The organism is Eggerthella hominis, from assembly GCF_014287365.1.
Lineage (GTDB): Bacteria > Actinomycetota > Coriobacteriia > Coriobacteriales > Eggerthellaceae > Eggerthella > Eggerthella guodeyinii.
In genome coordinates this window covers 190,297-210,286 of record NZ_JACOOA010000005.1, presented here as the reverse complement: position 1 = coordinate 210,286, position 19,990 = coordinate 190,297, and the positions used below count along the sequence as shown (strand labels likewise).

At 63.4% G+C, this 19,990-nt stretch carries 21 protein-coding genes; 8 read left to right on the top strand and 13 right to left on the bottom strand.

Annotated elements, in window-relative coordinates:
• Window positions 1–223: 223 nt before the first annotated feature.
• The gene (locus tag H8S61_RS12145) at window positions 224–1,213 is read left to right on the top strand and encodes a diaminopimelate dehydrogenase (RefSeq protein WP_186939159.1); all 990 of its coding nucleotides are present in this window, start codon (window positions 224–226) and stop codon (window positions 1,211–1,213) included.
• A 100-nt stretch (window positions 1,214–1,313) separates the two neighbouring features.
• On the opposite strand, the gene H8S61_RS12140 is transcribed toward H8S61_RS12145, so the two are convergent.
• Window positions 1,314–1,637 (bottom strand): helix-turn-helix transcriptional regulator, encoded by a 324-nt coding sequence (locus H8S61_RS12140; protein WP_160942691.1) that lies wholly within the window; start codon window positions 1,635–1,637, stop codon window positions 1,314–1,316.
• A gap of 210 nt (window positions 1,638–1,847) precedes the next feature.
• On the opposite strand from H8S61_RS12140, the gene H8S61_RS12135 reads away from it, so the two are divergent.
• The 3 genes from H8S61_RS12135 to H8S61_RS12125 all read left to right on the top strand — a co-directional run bounded on the left by H8S61_RS12135 (window position 1,848) and on the right by H8S61_RS12125 (window position 4,620).
• The gene (locus H8S61_RS12135; RefSeq protein ID WP_186939158.1) at window positions 1,848–2,108 is read left to right on the top strand and encodes a helix-turn-helix transcriptional regulator; all 261 of its coding nucleotides are present in this window, start codon (window positions 1,848–1,850) and stop codon (window positions 2,106–2,108) included.
• Window positions 2,109–2,315: 207 nt separating this feature from the next.
• Window positions 2,316–2,834 (top strand): cytochrome c3 family protein, encoded by a 519-nt coding sequence (locus tag H8S61_RS12130; protein WP_186939157.1) that lies wholly within the window; start codon window positions 2,316–2,318, stop codon window positions 2,832–2,834.
• A 43-nt stretch (window positions 2,835–2,877) separates the two neighbouring features.
• Entirely contained in the window at window positions 2,878–4,620 is a 1,743-nt protein-coding gene (locus H8S61_RS12125; protein WP_186939156.1) for an FAD-dependent oxidoreductase, read from the top strand.
• A 71-nt stretch (window positions 4,621–4,691) separates the two neighbouring features.
• On the opposite strand, the gene H8S61_RS12120 is transcribed toward H8S61_RS12125, so the two are convergent.
• The 4 genes from H8S61_RS12120 to H8S61_RS12105 form a co-directional block, all read right to left on the bottom strand.
• Complete coding sequence (locus H8S61_RS12120) at window positions 4,692–5,102, bottom strand: peptide deformylase (protein WP_186939155.1); 411 nt, start codon at window positions 5,100–5,102, stop codon at window positions 4,692–4,694.
• Window positions 5,103–5,160: 58 nt separating this feature from the next.
• Window positions 5,161–5,403: a translation initiation factor 2 gene (locus tag H8S61_RS12115; protein WP_186939154.1), complete on the bottom strand. Its 243-nt coding sequence runs from the start codon at window positions 5,401–5,403 to the stop codon at window positions 5,161–5,163.
• A gap of 148 nt (window positions 5,404–5,551) precedes the next feature.
• Window positions 5,552–6,979 (bottom strand): amidophosphoribosyltransferase, encoded by a 1,428-nt coding sequence (locus H8S61_RS12110; RefSeq protein ID WP_160942697.1) that lies wholly within the window; start codon window positions 6,977–6,979, stop codon window positions 5,552–5,554.
• A gap of 121 nt (window positions 6,980–7,100) precedes the next feature.
• Window positions 7,101–8,444: a Na+/H+ antiporter NhaC family protein gene (locus H8S61_RS12105; RefSeq protein ID WP_186939153.1), complete on the bottom strand. Its 1,344-nt coding sequence runs from the start codon at window positions 8,442–8,444 to the stop codon at window positions 7,101–7,103.
• A 133-nt stretch (window positions 8,445–8,577) separates the two neighbouring features.
• On the opposite strand from H8S61_RS12105, the gene H8S61_RS12100 reads away from it, so the two are divergent.
• Window positions 8,578–9,585, top strand: a complete 1,008-nt coding sequence (locus H8S61_RS12100) for an asparaginase (RefSeq protein ID WP_186939152.1) — start codon at window positions 8,578–8,580, stop codon at window positions 9,583–9,585.
• On the opposite strand, the gene thpR is transcribed toward H8S61_RS12100, so the two are convergent.
• Genes thpR through H8S61_RS12085 form a run of 3 tightly spaced genes read right to left on the bottom strand, consistent with a single transcriptional unit; the run spans window position 9,582 to window position 11,368 of the window.
• The gene (gene thpR, locus H8S61_RS12095) at window positions 9,582–10,136 is read right to left on the bottom strand and encodes an RNA 2',3'-cyclic phosphodiesterase (RefSeq protein ID WP_186939151.1); all 555 of its coding nucleotides are present in this window, start codon (window positions 10,134–10,136) and stop codon (window positions 9,582–9,584) included. The genes H8S61_RS12100 and thpR overlap by 4 nt on opposite strands.
• A 9-nt stretch (window positions 10,137–10,145) precedes the next feature.
• Window positions 10,146–11,009 carry an aldo/keto reductase gene (locus H8S61_RS12090; protein ID WP_186939150.1) on the bottom strand — a complete coding sequence of 288 codons (864 nt, stop codon included), beginning with the start codon at window positions 11,007–11,009 and terminating at the stop codon, window positions 10,146–10,148.
• Between the two features lie 26 nt (window positions 11,010–11,035).
• Entirely contained in the window at window positions 11,036–11,368 is a 333-nt protein-coding gene (locus H8S61_RS12085; protein ID WP_186939149.1) for a winged helix-turn-helix transcriptional regulator, read from the bottom strand.
• 104 nt (window positions 11,369–11,472) lie between these two features.
• Between H8S61_RS12085 and H8S61_RS12080 the strand changes: the two genes are divergently transcribed.
• Both H8S61_RS12080 and H8S61_RS12075 read left to right on the top strand, forming a co-directional pair.
• Entirely contained in the window at window positions 11,473–12,348 is an 876-nt protein-coding gene (locus tag H8S61_RS12080) for a radical SAM protein (protein ID WP_186939148.1), read from the top strand.
• Between the two features lie 9 nt (window positions 12,349–12,357).
• On the top strand, window positions 12,358–13,221 hold the full coding sequence (locus tag H8S61_RS12075) for a radical SAM protein (protein ID WP_186939147.1): 864 nt from the start codon (window positions 12,358–12,360) through the stop codon (window positions 13,219–13,221).
• Here H8S61_RS12075 and H8S61_RS17490 read toward each other — a convergent pair.
• From H8S61_RS17490 to guaA, 5 genes are all read right to left on the bottom strand, one after another.
• The gene (locus H8S61_RS17490) at window positions 13,193–13,327 is read right to left on the bottom strand and encodes a hypothetical protein (protein ID WP_255466596.1); all 135 of its coding nucleotides are present in this window, start codon (window positions 13,325–13,327) and stop codon (window positions 13,193–13,195) included. The two genes, H8S61_RS12075 and H8S61_RS17490, sit on opposite strands and share 29 nt — an antisense overlap.
• A 4-nt stretch (window positions 13,328–13,331) precedes the next feature.
• The gene (locus H8S61_RS12070) at window positions 13,332–13,751 is read right to left on the bottom strand and encodes a peptide deformylase (RefSeq protein WP_092199809.1); all 420 of its coding nucleotides are present in this window, start codon (window positions 13,749–13,751) and stop codon (window positions 13,332–13,334) included.
• 51 nt (window positions 13,752–13,802) lie between these two features.
• The gene (locus H8S61_RS12065) at window positions 13,803–14,357 is read right to left on the bottom strand and encodes a hypothetical protein (RefSeq protein WP_186939146.1); all 555 of its coding nucleotides are present in this window, start codon (window positions 14,355–14,357) and stop codon (window positions 13,803–13,805) included.
• 367 nt (window positions 14,358–14,724) lie between these two features.
• Entirely contained in the window at window positions 14,725–17,238 is a 2,514-nt protein-coding gene (locus H8S61_RS12060) for an HsdM family class I SAM-dependent methyltransferase (protein ID WP_186939145.1), read from the bottom strand.
• Between the two features lie 60 nt (window positions 17,239–17,298).
• Window positions 17,299–18,906 carry a glutamine-hydrolyzing GMP synthase gene (gene guaA / locus H8S61_RS12055; RefSeq protein ID WP_186939144.1) on the bottom strand — a complete coding sequence of 536 codons (1,608 nt, stop codon included), beginning with the start codon at window positions 18,904–18,906 and terminating at the stop codon, window positions 17,299–17,301.
• 185 nt (window positions 18,907–19,091) lie between these two features.
• Between guaA and H8S61_RS12050 the strand changes: the two genes are divergently transcribed.
• Window positions 19,092–19,985, top strand: coding sequence for a DNA/RNA non-specific endonuclease (locus H8S61_RS12050; RefSeq protein WP_186939143.1), 894 nt, complete (start codon window positions 19,092–19,094; stop codon window positions 19,983–19,985).
• Window positions 19,986–19,990 lie beyond the last annotated feature (5 nt).

Here is a 19,990-nt window from a genome sequence, read left to right as displayed (position 1 = left end):
CTAGCTTCTTTCGTCGGGGACACTACCGTTTCAGTATACTCGAGCTGGACTTCGATGAGTATCCGGGTTCGGGACATCCCGACGCGTTCCTTCCGCCACGTTTCCAAAAGATTTCAAGGGCGTGGGGCTTTGTTGAAGTTGACCTGCGCGCGTTGACGATGCGGGCGGTGTCCGTGCATCATTGACCCATACTTTTTCGGAACATCACGGTGAGGAGCGGCACATGACGAAAACGCGCGTCGGCATATTCGGATACGGCAACCTCGGGCGCGGCGTGGAGCTGGCCTGCAGGCAGAACGACGACTTGGAGCTTGTGGCGCTGTTCACGCGCCGCGACCCGGCGAAGGTGGTGCCGGCCACCGCGGACGTGGCGGTGTACGCCGCCGACGACCTGGCGGCGCATGCAGACGACATCGACGTGCTCGTCCTGTGCGGCGGCAGCGCGAACGACCTGCCCGAGCAGACGCCGGCGTGCGCGAGCCTGTTCAACGTCGTGGACTCGTTCGACACGCATGCGAACATCCCAGCCCACTTCGCACAGGTGGACGCCGCCGCGCAGGCGGGCGGCAAGGTGGCCATCATCTCGGCCGGCTGGGATCCGGGCATGTTCTCCATCGCGCGCCTGTACGCCTCCAGCGTGCTGCCCGACGGGCGCGACTACACGTTCTGGGGCCGCGGCGTCTCGCAGGGCCACAGCGACGCCATCCGCCGCATCGACGGCGTGGCCGACGCGCGCCAGTACACGGTGCCCGTCCCGGCGGCGCTCGAGGCCGTGCGCAACGGCGAGAACCCGCAGCTGACCACGCGTCAGAAGCACACGCGCGAGTGCTTCGTCGTGGCCGAGGAGGGTGCCGATCTGGCCGCCATCGAGCAGGCCATCGTCGAGATGCCGAACTACTTCGCCGACTACGACACCACGGTGACGTTCATCTCGCAGGAAGAGCTCGACCGCGATCATGCCGGCATCCCGCACGGCGGTTCGGTGATCCGCTCGGGCGCGACCGGCGAGAAGGGTGAGCACACCCACGTGGTGGAGTACTCGCTCAAGCTGGACTCGAACCCCGAGTTCACCGGCAGCGTGCTCGCGGCCTGCGCCCGCGCTGCGCATCGTCTGAGCCGCGAGGGCGCCGTGGGCTGCAAGACGCTGTTCGACATCGCGCCGGCCTACCTCTCCGCGAAGAGCGACGAGGACCTGCGCGCCGAAATGCTGTAACTGCGCGGATCGCGCGCCTGCACAGGCGTTGCAAAGGGCCCCGAGGGTACGATTTCCCATCGTCCGCTCGGGGCCCTTCTTTTTTTCTGGGGGGAGGGGGTCAGGGGCGGGCGTCTCGATTCCTGCTCATGAGCCGCGCCGATTCCGCCAAAACGGCATGCCCTTCGTCGTCCATCGCGTCGTAATACCTCTCAAGAGCGGCACGGTGGGGGTCCTCCGACGCCGGCGCGTGCACGAGCCCCGCGATCTCGTCGATGGTGCAGTTGAGCGCGACCGCGCAGTTGTACGCCTGCTCGAGGGTCATCTTCGTCGTGCCGGTTTCCCATGATTTGTAGGTGTGCCTGTTAACGCCGATCTTATCTGCGAAAACGTCCCTGCTCTTGTATCCGGCGAGTTTCCTCAACCGCATCAATTGGAGATCCATGATGTCTTTCCTTCGATCGGCGAATGAGCAAATCATACAAGGAACGTGTCGAATGTTCAATTTACTTGGATGTTTTCGCTTGACATAGATACATATGCTATCTATTATGCTCGACAATAGGTATGTAACCTATCCGTTACACCTACCGAGAGCGTATGGACATCCGCTTGTCGTCGGGCCTCGTCGTTTGCCTGGCAACAAGACGTTCGGATGGAAAGGGACGAGGTGGCAGGCTACAGCAACAAGGCGTTCTCACAGCGCCTGGAGGCGAGACGCGTCGAGGCGAAGCTGTCGCTTGAGGGCCTCGCCATCGAATCGGGCATTGCATCCGGTTTGATCGCTCGCTACGAGGCGGGACAGGCCACGCCGGATCTGGAGACGGCCTATACGCTCGCATTGACCCTCGGGTGCGGCATCGACGATTTGGCGGGTTTGCCGTTGCCGAGGGAGCGCGGACGATCTCGCACTTGAACCGCCGACGTTGCAGCGACCCTGCGGCAAGCCCATCCCTCCCTTCCGAGCTTGCCGCAGGGGTCCGAAAAAGAGGCGCGAAACAAGGGGCGGAATCGAAAGGGGCGGTTCATGGGGAAGACGAATGCGCGTTTGCGACACCTTGTATTGGGTTTGGCGGTTGCGGCGGCTACGGTGCTCGTCGGTTGCGCGCCGCAAGCGAATGACGTGGCGGGAAGCGGCAGCACCGGTCAGGACGAACCCGCTGCCGTCGATTTCTCCTGGTCGCAAGAAGCGGATTGCGCGATGTGCCATGCGGCGGAATCGGCGTCCATGGAGGATGCATCCTGCCAGGCTGCGATGCACGAACAGCAAGGCGTGCCGTGCTCGGGATGCCATGCGGACGAAGCGGGGCTGGCAACCGCTCACGAAGGGGCCACGACCGCATCTTCCGCCCCTGCGCGCCTGAAGTCGACTTCGATCGACGAGTCGACGTGCACGAGCTGCCATGGGGACCGTGCGGCGCTTGCCGTCGAAACGGCAGAGAGCGCTGCGCTCGTGGATTCGCAAGGCACGACGGCGAATCCGCACGAGCTTCCTTCGTCGCCGGACCACGACGGCATCGCTTGTTCCGATTGCCACCAGATGCATGTCGCCGGCGCTTCGGGCGAGCTTGCCAAGAAAACCTGCATCGCATGCCATCACGAGGACGTATTCGAGTGCGGAACCTGTCACGAGGAACAATAGGCAGGTAGAGGGCCTGCTTGTTGCATAAGGAAAGGGGAGCGTCATGGAACATGCGGTATCGAGGAGAGGGTTTCTGGCGGGCGCGGCACTTGCTGCTGCGGGAGTTGCGGGTGCGGGCCTTGTCGGCTGTTCGGACGGTGCGTCGGCCGCGGGCGGCGCATCCGCCCCGACGTCGTCCGCTATTCCCAGCGCATGGGACGAGGAAGCCGAGGTCATCGTCGTCGGCGGCGGCGTAGGGCTGGCGGCCGCTATCGAGGCGGCCGACGCGGGCGCGAGCGTCGTCCTCCTGGAAAAAGGCGACCATGCGGGAGGCTTGTGGATGACCGCCGGCGGCAGCTGCACGATGGGCGGCAACAACGTCGTGCAGCAGCGCGACGGCGTCAAGGACGACGACGAGGCGTGGTTCGAAGCGGAGATGTACAGCTGCGAGTACCGCGGCAACGCCGAGATCATGCGCATGCTCGTCGAGAAGGGCGCCGATACGGTGAAGTGGATGGAGGATCTCGGCATCGTGTGGGCGCCTATATCCGCAGGCGTGCTGGGCGGCGATGTCAAGCGCGGTCTGGCTCCGGATGTCAACCCCGGCGTGTACGAGGGCGGAAAGGGCACGCCGAACAGCGGCATCTGCTGGACGCAGGTGTGGGAGAAGAAGCTGGGCGAGCTCGAAGTGCCCATCAAGCTCGAGCATCGCATGACGCGCGTGTACCGCGAAGCCGACGGCCCCGTCGTGGGCGTGGAGGTCGAAACTCCCGAGGGGACCAAGAACTTCAAGGCGACCAAGGGCGTGATCCTCTGCACGGGCACGTGGACCGACAACGCCCATATGGCAGCCGGATGGGATCCGCGCATCGTCGGGCCCGACACCTACGGCGACGGCGGCGTGCCTGCCGAGAACCTGCTGTACGTCGACAGCTCGGGCGACGGCCATATCGCTGCATCGAAGATCGGCGCCGCGTTCGCCGACATGTCGTTCGTGTCGTATCTGTACCTGTTCTTCGGCGCGCGCTCCTACTGGGGTTGGGGCGAAGACCCGGTCGATTGGACGACGAACGAGAACTACGCGGCAGGCAAGGGCCTCTCCCGCAAGCCGGAGCTGTACCAGAAGCCGATCATCGTGAACGGGAAGGGCGAGCGCTTCGTCAACGAGGCGTCGGCTGCCGACGAGATTCCTGCCGGCCGAGGGGCGCTCTCCGAGAATCCCGAGATGCCGTTCATGGAGGCGTACTTGTCGCTCGAGCAGCCGCGCAACGTGTGGATGGTGGCGGATTCGACGACGGCCGAGGAGTTGAAGTGGCCGATCGACGAAATGAGCAAGCCCAACCCGAAGACGGGCAGCATGTTCGATCCCGCATGCCTGGCCATCGCCGACACGATCGACGACTTGGCGAAGCAGATGGGCATCGACGCGGCGGCCCTCAAGGCGACCGTCGACCAGTACAACGCCGATGCCGATGCGGGCGAGGACTCGGCGTTCGGCAAGCCCGGCCCCCTGAACAAGATCGCGACGCCGCCGTTCTATGGCGCGAAGGCGAGCCTCATCCGCCACACCCAGCGCAACGGCGTGCGGGTGAACACGAAGTCGCAGGTGATCGATGGCTGGGCGGCGATCGACAACCCGCTTGAGCCTGCCGCTTCCATCGACGACGAGCCGGTGATCCCTCATCTGTACGCCGCGGGCGAGTTGGGCGACGCGCTCGGCTGGCGCCGCGTGCACAACTCGCTCGGCCATTACACGACCGCCGCCCGAAACGCCGGCGCGAATGCCGCGAAGGAGACGGAGGCGTAGCGCGTCTCGCGAGTACTACCCCGCTTACGAGGGCCGGCCGCATCGCATCCGATGCGGCCGGCCCTTTCTCGTCAGATCAAAATGCCGTTGCAGTGGTCGATCTCGTGCTGGATGATCTGGGCGGTGAATCCCGTGAACGTTCCGGTGCGCGGCTTCATGCCGAGGTCCTGGTAGCGCACCTTGACGGTGCGGTAGCGCGTCGCGGTTCGTGTGCCCGCAAGCGACAGGCAGCCCTCCTCGGCGGGGTAGGCGCCCGCCTGCGACACGATCTCGGGGTTCAGCATGACGAGGTAGGAGCCGTCGTTGTCGAAGGCGATGATGCGCTTGAGCTGGCCGATCATGTTCGCGGCCATGCCCACGCAGGAATGGCGGTGAGCCTCCAGCGTGTCGAGCAGGTCCTGCGCGATGGGCAGGTCGGCCTCGGCAGCCGGCTCCGATGGGCGTTGCAGGACCAGCTCGTTTCTCATGATAGGACGAATCATCGCGGTGCGCCTCTCCGGAATCGCGGATGTTTCCTGCGATTCTACCATGCGCCCGCCGTCACAGGATCGCCGCAGCCAGCGCGGCGAGGGCGAACAGGGTGCCGAACGCCGCCGCGACGACGCGCTCCCCGGAGGTGAGCTCGAAGCCGACGCCGCGCATGCCGTCGAGCCGGCGGGCCTTCGCATGACGGGGGCCTGGCTTCTCGCTCAGCAGGCCGCCGGGGATGACCCGGACCTGCACGGGTTCGGCCGTGCGCTCGTGGGCTCCGCGGATCTGCTCGGCGTGGGCTGCGCTGCTCATAGGGTTCTCCTTCGTTTGCTTTGTTCTCGTACCGTGCAGGATACCGGAGGACCGAGGGTCCGCATGTCCCACTAAGGGTACAGCGAAGCGAGCGTAAAAAAGCCCGACGGACTATCCGCCGGGCTGATCGCACGAGGTGGAGCGAGCGCTACTCCTTACCGGTCCAGCAGTACGTGCACACCTTCTCGGGATCGATGCCGATGGCTTCCAGCATGCCGTCGAGCGACTGGTAGCCCAGCGAGTCGAAGCCCATCTGCTCGCAGATGGAGCGCAGCATGCACTTCCCGCGCTCGGTGGAGCCGTCGGCGTACTCGTCGAGGTGCTGCGCGCCCTCGTCGCCTTCCAGCTGGTGCACCATGCGGCGCGAGAGCAGCTCCATATCGGAGCGGCTGCTGGAGAAGCTCAGGTACTTGCAGCTGAACATGATGGGCGGGCAGGCCGAGCGCATGTGTACTTCTTCGGCGCCGCACTTGTACAGGAAGTCCACCGTCTCGTGCAGCTGCGTGCCGCGCACGATGGAGTCGTCCACGAACAGCAGCTTCTTGTCGCTGATCAGCTCGGGGATGTGGATTTGCTTCATCTTCGCCACGCGGTTGCGCACCTCTTGGTTGCTCGGCATGAACGAGCGCGCCCACGTGGGCGTGTACTTGATGAACGGGCGCGCGAAGGGGGTCTTGCACTCGGTCGAGTAGCCGATGGCGTGGGGCACGCCCGAGTCGGGCACGCCGGCCACGTAGTCCAGCTCGGGGATGCCGCCGTCGCCCGCTTCGTCGCGCGCCATGATGGCGCCGTTGCGGTAGCGCATGACCTCGACGTTCACGCCCTCGTAGTTCGAGTTCGGGTAGCCGTAGTACACCCACAGAAACGCGCAGATCTTCATCTTGTCGCCGGCGGGGGAGATGGTGCGGTACTCGTCGGGGTTCACCAGCACGATCTCGCCGGGTCCCAGCTCGTACTCGTCGCGGAAGCCCAGCTTGTGGTACGCGAACGACTCGAACGAGATGCAGAAGCCGTCGTCGCTCTTGCCGATGAGCACGGGCAGGCGGCCCATCCGGTCGCGCGCGGCGATGATCTGGCCGTCCTGGGTGATGATGAGCAGCGTGAGCGACCCGTCGATGGATTCCTGCGCGTGCTTGATGCCGGAAACGAAGTCGTCCTTCTGGTTGATGAGCGCGGCGACCAGCTCCGTGGTGTTCACTTTGCCCGAGCTCATGGCCATGAACTGCCGTCCGCCGCTGGCGAAATTGGCTTCCACCAACTCTTCGGCGTTGTTGATGGCGCCCACGGTGGTGATGCCGAACGTGCCCAGGTGGGAGCGCACGAGCAGCGGTTGCGGATCGGTGTCGCTGATGCAGCCGATGCCGCTGCAGCCGTGGAAGCCCTGCAGGTCGTCTTCGAAGCGCGTGCGGAACGGGGTGTTCTCGATCGAGTGGATCTCGCGCTGGAAGCAGCCTTCCTCGGCGTCGTGGAAGATCATGCCCGCGCATTTCGTTCCCAGGTGGGAGTGGTAGTCCACGCCGAAGAACACGTCCAGCACCACGTCGTGATGTGCTGCCGCCCCAAAGAATCCGCCCATTGCTTGCCTTTCGTCGTGCCTGCTGCTCGTCCGTGTCAACAAAGGTTTTAGTATACGGCTCCGAGCGGTCCGAAGGAACCAAACGCGCGCACGATTCGCGGTTTCTGCACGATCGCGGGCGTCACTTCTGCTTGTCGGCCTTGTCGGGCACCAGGAATATGAACACGAGGGAGCTGATCAGCAGCAGGAACGGGTAGAACAAAAACGGGATGATCTGGAACGCCGACACCGCGAAACCCAGCTCGGCGGCGGCCGAGATGGCCACGAGCATCTGCGCGCCGTAGGGCAGGATGCCCTGGAACACGCACGAGAACGTGTCGAGCAGCGACGCCGTCTTGCGCTTCGAGATGCCGTACGTCTTCGCCATGTCGGCCGCGATGGGGTTCGAGATGACGATGGCCACGGTGTTGTTCGCGGTGGCGATGTCCATGGCGCCCACGAGCAGGCCCATGCCCAGCTGGCCGCCCTTCTTGCTTTTGAACAGGCTCTTGATGCCGTTCAGCAGCGCGACGAAGCCGCCGTACTCGCGGATGAGCGCGCAGATGGCCGACACGAGCAGCGCTACCATCGTCGTCTCGAACATGCCCGCGGCGCCCGAGCCCATGTTGGCCAGCAGGTCGGTGGCGGCGGTGGCGCCCGTGGCCACCATGATGATGGAGCCCGACAGGATGCCCAGCAGCAGCACGATGAACACGTTCACGCCGATGATGCCGCCGATGAGCACGATGAGGTAGGGGATGAGCTGGACCAGGTCGTACTCGTGCACGACGCTGCCGCCGAGATCGGCGCCGAACGACAGCACGAGGATGACTGCGAGCGATACCAATGCCGCCGGCAAGGCGATCTTGAAGTTCTCGCGGAACTTGTCCTTCATCTGGCATCCTTGGCCCTGGCAGGCCGCGATGGTGGTGTCGGAGATGAACGAGAGGTTGTCGCCGAACATGGCGCCGCCCATGACGCTTGCCACGCACAGCGGCAGGTCGAAGCCCGACGCGGCCGACACCGCCACGGCGATGGGCGTGATGAGCGTGATGGTTCCCACCGAGGTGCCCATCGACAGCGACACGAAGCAGCTGACCACGAACAGCACCGCCACGGCGAACTGCACGGGGACGACGGAAAGCAGCAGGTAGGCCACGCTTTCAGCGCTGTCGCGGCCCACGGTGCCCACGAAGATGCCGGCCACCATGAAGATGAGTACCATGGTGACGATGGTCTTGTCGCCCATGCCGCGGCCCATGATGACGAGCTTGTCGTCGAAGGGGAGCTTGCGGTTCTGGAAGCACGCCACGAGCAGCGCGAGGAGGAAGATCACCACGACGGGGATGCTGTAGAACCCCATGGGAATGCCCATCCCGTACTCGAACAGAACGCCGAGCCCCAGGTAGCATACCAGGAACACCCCGATCGGCAGCAGCGCTTTGACGTTGCCCTTCTTGGCGGTTTCGGTGGTTTTCTCCTCCATGTTCGCCCCTTCTTACCTTCGGTCGTTACGTGCGGTTTCCCATGATACCGCAAGGCGGGCGCGATGGGGGCCGGGGCGCGCGCTCCGAATGCTACACTGTGTCCGGAACGGATGAGCGGAGGAAAGCGACGACATGAAGAAGATATTGCTGGTGGCGACGGGCGGGACCATCGCGTCGGTGGAGGACGGGCGCGGGCTGGCTCCGGCGCTCGGCGGCGAGGAGCTGGCGCGCTACGTCCCCGAGATCGAGGGGTTGTGCGACTTCGACGTGGTGCAGCCCATGAACATCGACAGCACGAACATGCGCCCCATCGACTGGATGCGCATCCGCGACGAGATCGTGGGCGCCTACGACGCCTACGACGGGTTCGTGGTGCTGCACGGCACCGACACGATGGCCTACACGGCCGCCGCGCTGTCCTACCTGGTGCAGGGCAGCCCGAAGCCCATCGTGCTGACCGGCTCGCAGCAGCCCATGGCCAGCCCCTTCACCGACGCGAAGCTCAACGTGTACCAGAGCCTGCTGTTCGCTTGCGACGACCGCTCGTGCGACGTGTCCGTCGTGTTCGGCGGCGCGGTGATCGCGGGCACGCGGGCGCGCAAGCAGCGCACGATGAGCTTCAACGCGTTCACCAGCGTGAACTTCCCCGAGATCGCGCTCGTGCGCGGCGGGCGCGTGGTGCGGGCCGGGGCGCCGGTCACGTGCGCGGGCGGGGGCGGCGCGCCGCGCGTGTACGACCGGATGAACGAGCGCGTGTTCGTGCTCAAGCTGACGCCCGAGATGGACCCGAGTATCTTCGACCTGCTCAAGCGCGACTACGACGCCGTCATCCTCGAGACGTTCGGTATCGGCGGCATCCCCGACTACGGCGACTACCGCCGCGCCATCTTCGGCTGGGTGGACTCCGGGCGCACGCTCGTCGTGACCACGCAGGTGCCCGAGGAGGGCTGCGACCTGGGCGTGTACGAGGTCGGCCGCGCGTACGCGGGGCACCGCGGCATCCTCAAGGGCGGCGACATGACCACCGAGGCGCTCGTGGCGAAGACCATGTGGGTGCTCGGCCAGACGGGCGACCCCGACGAGGTCCGCGACCTGTTCTACCGCGTGGTGAACCACGACCGGGCGGTGGAGGAAGGCTAGGCGTCCTCGCCCCCGGCGCGACCGGTGCCGAGGCGCACCGTGCGCAGCGGCTGGTAGATGGCGCCCGCGCGGTCGAGCGTGCTCTTGTACAGCGTGACGTCGACGGCTTCGTCGTCTTGGGGAAACGCCAGATGGGGCAGGCCGACGTGCGGGATGCGGGCGCGGCGCGCGAGCGTGAGGTGCGCTTTGAACGGCTTGGCGTCGAACGGCACGTCGCGGTCGCGCAGCTCGTCGCGAAGGCGCGCTGCCAGCTGCTCGAGCTCGGGCGCGGGGGCGATGCCCAGCCATAGGGTCGCGTCGCTTGCGCGACCGAATTTCCCCAGGCCGTCGCTGCGCAGCGGAACGGGGGACGCGCCGGTGCAGGCGGCTTCCAGCGCGTCGGTCGCGGCGGCGAGCTGCGCCTCGTCGACGTCGCCGAGGAAGGCGAGCGTGAGGTGGTAGGTGTCGCGCGGCAGGAAGCGCCCCTCCATCGACGCGCTCAGCCGGCGGGCGAGCGCGGCCGCGTCGTCGGCGAAATCCGGCGGCAGGTCGAGTGCGATGAACGTCCTCATGCGGCCTCCTTATTCCATGTCGAGCGGCATCTTGCGCGCAGGCGCGGGGAAGCGGCGGTCGAGCAGCGCGAGGTCGTCGCGAGTGAGGCGCAGGTCGAGCGCGGCGGCGTTGTCGCGGGCGTGTTCGGACGCGGCGGCCTTGGGGATGGCGACGACGTCGCCCGATCGGATGGCGAACGCGAGCAGCACCTGCGCGGGCGTGGCATCGTGGCGTGCGGCCACCTCGGCGACGGACGGATCCTGCAGCAGCCCGCGGGCGCGGGCGAGGCGACCGGCCTGCGCGAGCGGGCAGTACGCCATGAGGGGGATGCCGCGCGCGGCCTGCCAGGGCGCGAGGTCGAACTCGATGCCGCGCGATCCCAGGTGGTAGAGCACCTGGTTGACGGCGCACGCGTTGCCGCCCGGCACGCTCATGAGCTCCTCCATGTCGGCCACGTCGAAGTTCGACACGCCCCAGCGGCGGATGAGCCCCTCGGCCCGCAGCTCTTCCATGCAGGCCACCGTCTCGGCGAGGGGCACGTCGCCGCGCCAATGGAGCAGGTAGAGGTCGAGCGCGCCCGTCCCGAGCCGGTCGAGCGAGGCGCGGCAGCTGTCGAAGATGTGCGCGCGCCCGGCGTTGTGCGGGTAGACCTTCGACACGAGGAACAGCCCGTCGCGGTCGAGCGGGGCGATGGCCTCGCCCACGAGCCGCTCGGCGGCCCCCTCGCCGTACATCTCGGCCGTGTCGATGAGCGTCATGCCGCACGCGACCCCCGTGCGCAGCGCCTCGATCTCGCTCGCGCGCCGGGCGAGGTCGTCGCCCATATACCACGTGCCCTGCCCGATGGCAGGTACAAGCGTCCCGTCGGGAAGCTTCACGGTGCGGTTCGTCATAGGGGGCTCCTTTCCCTCGAGCTTCGCTACCATTCCAGTTCGCGCTCGGCCCAGGCCTTCATCTCTTCCAGGATGGGGACGAACGCGCGCCCGCGTTCGGTCAGCCGGTACTCGACGCGCGGCGGAACTTCCCCGTAGTCGATGCGCTCGATGAAACCGTCGTCGGCCAGCTCGCGCAGCTGCTTCGACAACGTCGACTCCGAGATGCTCCCGATGCAGCGGCGCAGCTGGCCGAAGCGCGAGACGTCCTTCATGCCAAGGTAGAACAAGATCTCGATCTTCCACTTGCCGCCGATCATCCGTTGCAGCGTTGATACCGCGGGGCAGCGCTCCACTTCATCGCCCGACCGTCGCGCCATGCGCATCCTCCGTGTTCGTCCCTACTCCATAAAATGACAGTACTTCATTCTTCGTAGCTCAAGGAGCATAGTACAGCCGAGCAACGAGGAAAGGAAGGACCATCATGCATTTTGCGCGTTCGATCTGGCGCCCGCCGTACGAGGCGGGGTCGGCGCTGTTGCAGGTGACGGCGGGGTGCACGCACCATCGCTGCCGCTTCTGCGACCTGTACGACGTGCCGTTCGCGCTGTCGCCCGACGACGAGGTGGAGGCCGACATCGACGAGCTGGCGCGGTTCTCGCCCGGGGCTCGTCGCGTGTTCATCACGGGGGCGAACCCGTTCGGCGTGGCGAACGCACGGCTTGCGCCCATCTTGGAGCGCATCCGCGCACGCATCCCCGGTGTGAGGACGATCGGCGGGTTCGTGCGCATCGGCGATCTGCGCCACAAGTCCGACGAGGATCTCGAGCAGTGGGCGCGTCTCGGTGTGGATGACCTGACCATCGGCGTGGAGACCGGTTTCGATCCGGCGCTCGCGTTCATGGACAAGGGGCACACCGCCGCCGACGAGCTTGAGCAGTGTCGCCGGCTCGACGCGGCGGGCATCCGCTACAGCTTCTTCTATCTGGCCGGCATCGCGGGCGCAGGGCGGGGAGAGGAGGCGGCGCGGGCATCGGCGGAGGTGTTCAGCCGGCTGCGCCCGGTTCGGATCGGCGTCCTGTCCATGACGCTGTTCCCCGCGTCGCGCCTTGCCGAGGATGTGCGTGCGGGGCGGTTCCAGATGGCGAGCGAGGGGGAGCTGCTGCGGGAGATCCGCACGCTCGTCGGCGAGCTGAGGTGCGAGACGGCGCTGTCCACGGCCCACGTCTCGGACGCGGTGCATGTCGAAGGGCTGCTCCCGCGCGACTGCGAGCCGATGGTGGCGCGTCTCGACCGCGCCATCGCGCAGCTCGACGAGGACGCGCTGTCACGGTACCGCCGCAGCATCCGGTCGTTGTGAGGGGGCGTGATGGAGTTCTCCGGACGCACGTGGCGCCCGCCGTACGAGCGGTACACGCCCATCGTCGAGGCCACCGCGGGATGCGCGTGGGGCCGCTGCACGTTCTGCACGCTGTTTTGCGAGGAGCGGTTCTCGGTCGGTCGGCTCGATCGTTTCGAGTGCGATCTCGACGAGGTCAAGCGCTTCGTTCCCCATGCGCGCCGCTTGTGGCTCACGGGAGGGAGTCCCTTCCAGATGAGCTTCCGGCAGCTTGAGGAGCGGGCGATGGCCGTATGGGATCGCCTCATCAAGTGCCAGAGCATCGCCATGTTCGCTTCGGTTCGCGACATCGCTCGCACGTCGGACGAGGAGCTGCGGAGGCTGCGCGCGTTGCACGTGAACGGCCTGACGATCGGCATGGAGAGCGCGAACGACGAGGTTCTCGAGCGGGCGGGGAAGGGGTACGGCCGCGCGGACGTGCTCGCGCAATGCCGGCGATTGGACGCGGCGGGCATCGAGTACAACCTGATCTACCTGACGGGGCTTGCCGGTCGCGGGCGCGGGAGGCACAACGCGCGCACGACCGCCGAGGTGCTCAACCGGCTGAATCCGCGGATACTGGAGATCAGCTCGCTCGAGCTGATGCCGGGAAGCGAGCTGGCTCGCCGCACCGCAGCGGGAGAGTTCGCGCCGGCGAGCGCGGCGGAGCGGATCGACGAGCTGCGCGTGCTGGTCGAGGAGCTGCAGCTGCGCGTGCACCTGGAAGCGAGCTCGCAGACGAACCCGCTTCCACTGGTGGGGATGCTGCCGTACGACAAGCCCTTGCTGATCGCCGCGCTCGAGGAGGGCGCTGCGCGGGCGCGCGCTACCCCCGCTTGGAGCCCTGCCGGCTGATGCCGCCCTTGTGGCCCGATGCCTTGTTCGGGCCCAAGCCGCCGCGCAGGGCGCGGTTGAGCTTGGGCGGCAAGGGGCGCTCGGCGGCGTTCGGTTTCTTGTCCATGCGGCTAGACCAGCTTGCCCTTGCAGTGGTCGATGCCGTGCTGGATGATCTGCGCCGTCCAGCCGGTGAAGTCCTTCTTACGCGGCTTCAGCTCGCCGTCGACCAGCTCGTCGTACCCGACCTTGACGCGGTCGAAGCGCGTCACCTTGGAGTCGGCCTCCAGCGACAGGCACCCCTCGACCGTCTTGAACGCGCCGAGCGCCTGCAACAGGCGCGGGTTGTACATGACGTGCGGCTGATCGTCGTCGTCCAAGTACGCGATGATGCAGGTCGTGGCGCCGATCTGGTTCGCTGCCAAGCAAGCGGCGCCGTCCATTGACGTCAACGTTTCCACGAGGTCGTCCGCCACCTGCGCGTCCTCGGCCGTGGCAGGGGTGCACGCCTGCGAGAGGATGGCCTCGTCCTTTACCAGTTCTTTGATCATGATGCTCCGTTCAAGGATGTCTCGTCGTTCGATGCTTGTCCGAGGATTCTATCATGAAGGAGGGGGCGGGTTGCCGCTGCCGTCGTTTTTGCGCTTGAGCTTGCCCGCGATGCGCGACGCCTTGTCGGCGGCAGCATGGCCGAGCTTGGGAGCGTCGTCGTGCACGCGGGTTGCGGCGGTCTTCGCGCCGTCGGACACCGCGTGCCCCAGCTTGGGAGCCGTCTCGCGCACGTGCTCGGCCGCCGTCTTCGCGCCTGCCGCAGCGGCTTTCGCGCCGGTCTGGGCTCCTGCGGCGACGGTCTTGGCCCCGGCCTTCGCCGTGCGGGCGATGTCGGGCGCCACCTCCTTGGCCTTCGCGGCCGCTTTGCGCACGTAGGGCTCGGCCACTGGCGCCACCTTCGGCGCGACTTTCGCCACCGTCCTCACCGTGGGCATAGCGCGGGTCGCCACGCGCTTGGCGCCGGCAGGCAAAGGCGCGAAGCGCAGCACCCTCTCAGCAACATCGACGGCCTTGTCGAAGGTCTCAGCATACTCGGCCGCGGTCTTGGATGGCTTGCTCGTGTCGCGCGCGGGTTCGCTTGCAGCGTCAGCGGTGTTCTCGTTCATGGCGTCCTTTCATGCGATGAGACGGAATCGGTTCGCGATCATTGTGCTGTGGAACGTGAAAGATTGTCTCATCAGAGTGGATAGTAAGCCGATGTTCGATGGCGCTAATCCAATTGCGTTAGATATGCGAAACGCTTTGTATGGTCAAAAAGACGCTGATGAGGATTGTGCCGACGTCGATGCCAGTACTGACAACATAATCGAGCATGCATTTGCCGCGCTTCCACTTGGAGGGGTACTTGTTCGATATACTGAGTCGTACCACTGTGCATGGTTCGTGCACTAAAAGAGCGATGGTTACTTATGCACCTTGTATTGATCTTTTGCATTTTGACGCAATGCGGCTCCTCTCGTTCTCATCTATTTCCTAGAGGGCGTTATGCAGCCAGCTATTTCTCGCTTTCTCAAAATCCGCTCTCAATTGAGCGAGCCTTGTATAATAGGTATTAAAGTGTTTCGAAACTTCAGCGGCTCTTTCTTTTGACGAAGGAAAAGGTAAGACGATTTCGAGGTATCTTGACCCGGCGTCTTCTCTATTTGTCTGCATAAACACTATTCGCTGCCATTGGGCAAGCACGACGTCCAAGTCCATCGCCCAAGTGAGATAACTTGCGTCAAAAGGCGCCTGATCGGTTACGGAAAGCACCAGGATTTCTTTTGTAAGAACAACTTCTTCTTGTCCGGGCAGTATCATAGAAGGTTCGCCAATATTCTTTGAGCACCTTAGAGGCGTAAGAATGCTATATGCTTGCAATCCGCTCGAAGGGCCTTTCCAATATTTCTCTGCGACGTTTTTGGGCACTAGGTTGGTTGGGTTGATGTTAACCAGACCTGCGCGAAGGTCGGATACTTTTATATAGGGAATGCTTCCGTTTCTTAAGTCTGCAGATGGACTCCCGTGTCCTCCTCGGGCAACTATTAATTCTTGTTCAATTAACTCGCCAATTGTTTTAAACGTAAAATCAGGGATTTTGCTGGAAAGATAATTGTGAAAATCATCAATTTTTGATCGATCTGAGTATTGAGGGACACCGATGTACGGTGTCTGTTCCGCCTTCAAATAACGAGAAGAGAGAGTAAGGTCTCCATTTTTGATGGATTGAACATCTTCCAAGACGACATCGTCAATCTGGTCGATTCTCTCGCCTCGATCGCTAATCTTAAAAAGATCACCCCCGTCTTTATTGATGCCTATTGTGGGGGCGCTCGAAACCCAGACAAAACCTTCTTTAAACCAATTAGGTTTTTGCATCGAAGTCAAATGCTTATCGGAGCTTCCTTTTTCGAATACGTAAAAGTTTGTTTTTGCTCTGCAAAATCCCTGAAAAGCTTCCATAGGGATATTAAGGACTCCCCTTAATATGAAACGCTCGTTTACCCATTTTCTAAACCATTCGTACGATTTAGAAAAGAAGTAAGTTTCAGGCAACACTATGCCAAGTCGGCCTCCTTCTTCGAGAAGGTTCCAACATTGTTCTACAAAGACGATGCCTAACTCTGTATCGTTGTAGTCGGAGGCAGGCGCGCCGCCAGATGTGTGCCTGCAGATGGAGTACCCGTTTTTTCTTGCGTCTGAAGCGGAAAGCTTGAGTCCAACTCCGAAAGGTGGGTTTGTCGCTACGACCGTATATCCTCCTTCGTCCATCATATCGAGAAGTCTTGGATAGCTGTCTTTCCAGCGATTTTTGCGTATCGAGTCCCCTACTATGACATTCGTCGATCCATCACCGATACCAACCATAAACGACCGAGTCAATTTAACGTTTATTGCATCGCGATCTACTCCAAAAAGATTGTAATGCGCCCATGTTCTCGCTTCTGCTTTTTGCGCATCAGTTTGGCATGAGGCGAGTACTGTCGAATAGGCCGAATCCAAAAACCCTCCTGTGCCACAGGCGGGGTCTATCATTTTATCGTGGGAAGTTATCCCTAAAAGCGACACCCCAGCTTCTATGACCCTCCAAGGGGTGAAATATTGCCCATCGCCAATTTTGAGATTAGCGGTTCTGAAAACCTGAAAAGCTATCGACAAAGCTGTCGGTTCAGCCTCTTTCATATTCAAAAATTGAAGCTCAAGTACGATTCTCTGAATGGAATCGACATCGAATCTCACGCAGTCGCTATCGTCTGATGTAAAAAGAGTTGGATGAGCGTTTCTGTATCTTTTGTAATAGGAGTTAATTAGCCGTGCGGTTTCGCAGGGGTCATCATGCAGTTGAAAAGGCACAGGCTCCGTTGGATGCATCATCGCTTGTGTGTCTGAGTCAAGCTTTATCATAAGCACATTAGCTATTTCATTGAGCCTTTGCTCCGGTCTTGTTGAAAGGGAGTCCATTGCAGCAATTCCATCGAGAATAGCATCGAAGGTAGCTCGAAGCTTTGCGGCGCTTGGTCGGAGAAGATCCGAATAACGCAAAGGATCTTTGGTCGCTTTGATAATATTATCTGCTGGCCTGGGGGGATTAGTGCTCTTTTCGACATCCCAGCTTCCATCAGGGAGCTTATATACTTTTGCAGATTCCGTTCCGTTGGTCCAAAAACCCAATCGAGCATGAGGCTCTAACCCAAGATAAATTTCAAGTTGAGAAATGCCTGCGCTAATGTCCGGCTGTTTGGTTTCAATCAGAATATCGACATGGTCCCACAGACCGACATTTTCTGGCGAGTCGAATATCGCAAGGTCGCACGGAAACCCTTTGAAAGATTTGCCAGCCTCTCGTTTGCTTGCTTCCGAAGGATTTTGGGGGACGCGCCACTCTTTATCCTCCGTGTCGCAAGACGGGCATATAATCTGGTCTCGATTCCATCCTGAGCTAACTAGTTGTTCGAGTAGGGGCAGACGAACTAAGTTGTGTTCCGGTCTGTTGGCGGAGTTCTTCATTAAAGGCTCTTTCTTGAAAATGGTTAAATGCGCTGTGTATTGCGAAGATCGCGACCGTTTTTATTCCCACTCGATCGTCGCAGGGGGCTTGCTGGTGATGTCGTATGCTACCCGGTTGACTCCTGGGACTTCGGCGACTATACGACCTGACACGCGCGCCAGCACGTCGTACGGCAGCTTCGCCCAGTCGGCGGTCATCGCGTCGGAGCTCTCGACGGCTCGCAGGATGATGGGGTAGGCGTACGTCCGCTCGTCGCCCATGACGCCGACGCTCTTGACGTCGGGCAGCACGGCGAAGTACTGCCACACGCTGCGCTCGTCGTTGCGGTCGCCGGTCTCCTCGAAGATGCGGGCGTTGTAGGCGTCCAGCTCCTCGCGGACGATGGCGTCGGCGTTCTTCAAAATCTCCAGCTTCTCGCGCGTCACCGTGCCGATAATGCGGATGGCCAGGCCCGGGCCGGGGAAGGGCTGGCGATGCACGATGTGGTCGGGCAGCCCGAGCGCCGTGCCCAGTGCGCGCACCTCGTCCTTGAAGAAGTGATCCAGGGGCTCGATCAGGTCGAAGGACACGCCGTCGGGGAACGGGATCAGGTTGTGGTGGCTCTTGATCGTGGAGGCCTTGCCGCCGGTCTTGCGGGCGCCGCTCTCGATGATGTCGGGGTAGATGGTGCCCTGGGCCAGGTACTTCACCGGACGCCCGCCCTCGGCGAGGTCCTCCGCCACGGCGAAGAACTCCTTCCAGAACTGCGAGCCGATGATGCGGCGCTTCTGCTCGGGCTCGACGACGTCGGCCAGCAGCGCGGCGTAGCGGTCCTCGGCGTGCACGTGCACGAAGTCCACGTCGAACTGCTTCGTGAACACGTCCTCCACCTCTTCGGGCTCGTTCTTGCGCAGCAGGCCATGGTTGATGAACACGCAGGTCAGCTGCTTGCCGATGGCCTTCGCACACAGCGCGGCCACCACGGAGGAGTCCACGCCGCCCGACAGGCCCAGGATCACGCGGTCGCTGCCCACCTGCGCGCGGATGGCTTCGACGGCGTCGTCGATGATGGAGTCCATCGTCCAGGAGGGCTCGAGGCCGCAGATGCCGAACAGGAAGTTCTTCAGCAGCTCGTCGCCGTGCGGCGTGTGACGCACCTCGGGGTGGAACTGCGTCGCGTACAAACGCCGCTCTGCGCACTCCATCGAGGCCACGGGACACGTGTCGGTCGAAGCCGTCACCGCGAAGCCCGCGGGCACCTCGGCCACGGCGTCGCGGTGGCTCATCCACACCGTCTGCTCGACAGGCGTCTCGCCGTACAGCAGGGACGCACCCTCGTCGCAACGCGTCAAAGCGGCGGCCCCGTATTCCCCGGCGTCGGTGTGGCCCACGGTGCCGCCCAGCGTGACGGCCATGATCTGCTGTCCGTAGCAGAAGCCCAGCACGGGGATGCCCAGCTCGAAGATGCCCGGGTCGATGGACGGCGCGTCCTCGGCGTACACGCTGGCCGGTCCGCCCGACAGGATGATGGCCGCCGGCGCGAGGGCGCGCACTTCCTCGGCGGTGATGTCGCACGGGACGATCTCCGAGTACACGTGCTGATCGCGCACGCGGCGGGCGATCAGCTGCCCGTACTGGGCTCCGAAATCGACGACGATGACCAACTGGCTGGACGGGGTGGTGGACACGGGTGGCTCCTTCGCATGAACGTATCGCTCTCGTTTTTCGCTAGCCATCTTACACGAAAAGCAAGCGATTGGCGGCTTGGCGAAGTGCGCTGCACAGGCTTTGCATGAAGGAGCTATAAGTAAAATAATTAAGGTATATCTCTTTCCGTATGCCGTATACTGAACCTATGGTTGAAGGGGGTGCGATGGTGCGAGGTCTTGCGAGGCTGCTGCTTGTCGGGTTGCTGCTGGCGTGCGGCGCGTTGCTGCCCGCGTGCGAGCGCGAGACGCCGGCGCCGATAGCGCCTCCCGAGCACGCCGTCGCGCTGGACGCCATCCCCGCGTTCTCGGGCGATCCGTTCGTCGAGATCGACGGCAACGAGCCTTCCTTTTCCGAGGCCGAGCATCAGCTTGCGGCGTTCGAGGCGTATGCGCCGCTCGACGGGCTCGGGCGATGCGGGACGGCGTTCGCGGTCGTCGGTCCCGAAACGATGCCGACGGAAGAGCGCGGGAGCATCGGCGGCGTGAAGCCGTCCGGCTGGCACCTCGTCAGGTACGACATCGTCGACGGGGCGTACCTCTTCAATCGCTGCCACCTCATCGCGTACCGGTTGGCCGGCGAGAACGCCAACGAGCGCAACCTCGTCACGGGAACGCGGTTCATGAACGCCCAGGGCATGGCGCCGTTCGAGAGACGGGTTGCGGATTACGTCGATCGGACGGGCAATCGCGTTTTGTACCGCGCGACCCCCGTGTTCGAGGGGGACGATCTGGTTGCGCGCGGCGTCCATCTCGAGGCGGAATCGATGGAGGACGACGGGGCGGGCGTCAGCTTGAACGTCTTCGTCTACAACGCGCAGCCCGGCATCGAGATCGACTACGCGACGGGGGAGAGCCGGCTGGACGGAACGCTCGCGCCTCCGGACCGATTCGACGCGTCGCAGCACGCCTACATCCTCAACGTCAACACCAAGCGCTTCCATCGGCCCGATTGCCCTTCGGTCGACGACATGAAGGCGGCCAACCGGGAAGGCTTCGACGGCACGCGCGAGGAAGCCGAAGCGCGCGGGTACGCTCCCTGCGGAAGATGCGAGCCGTAGCGATC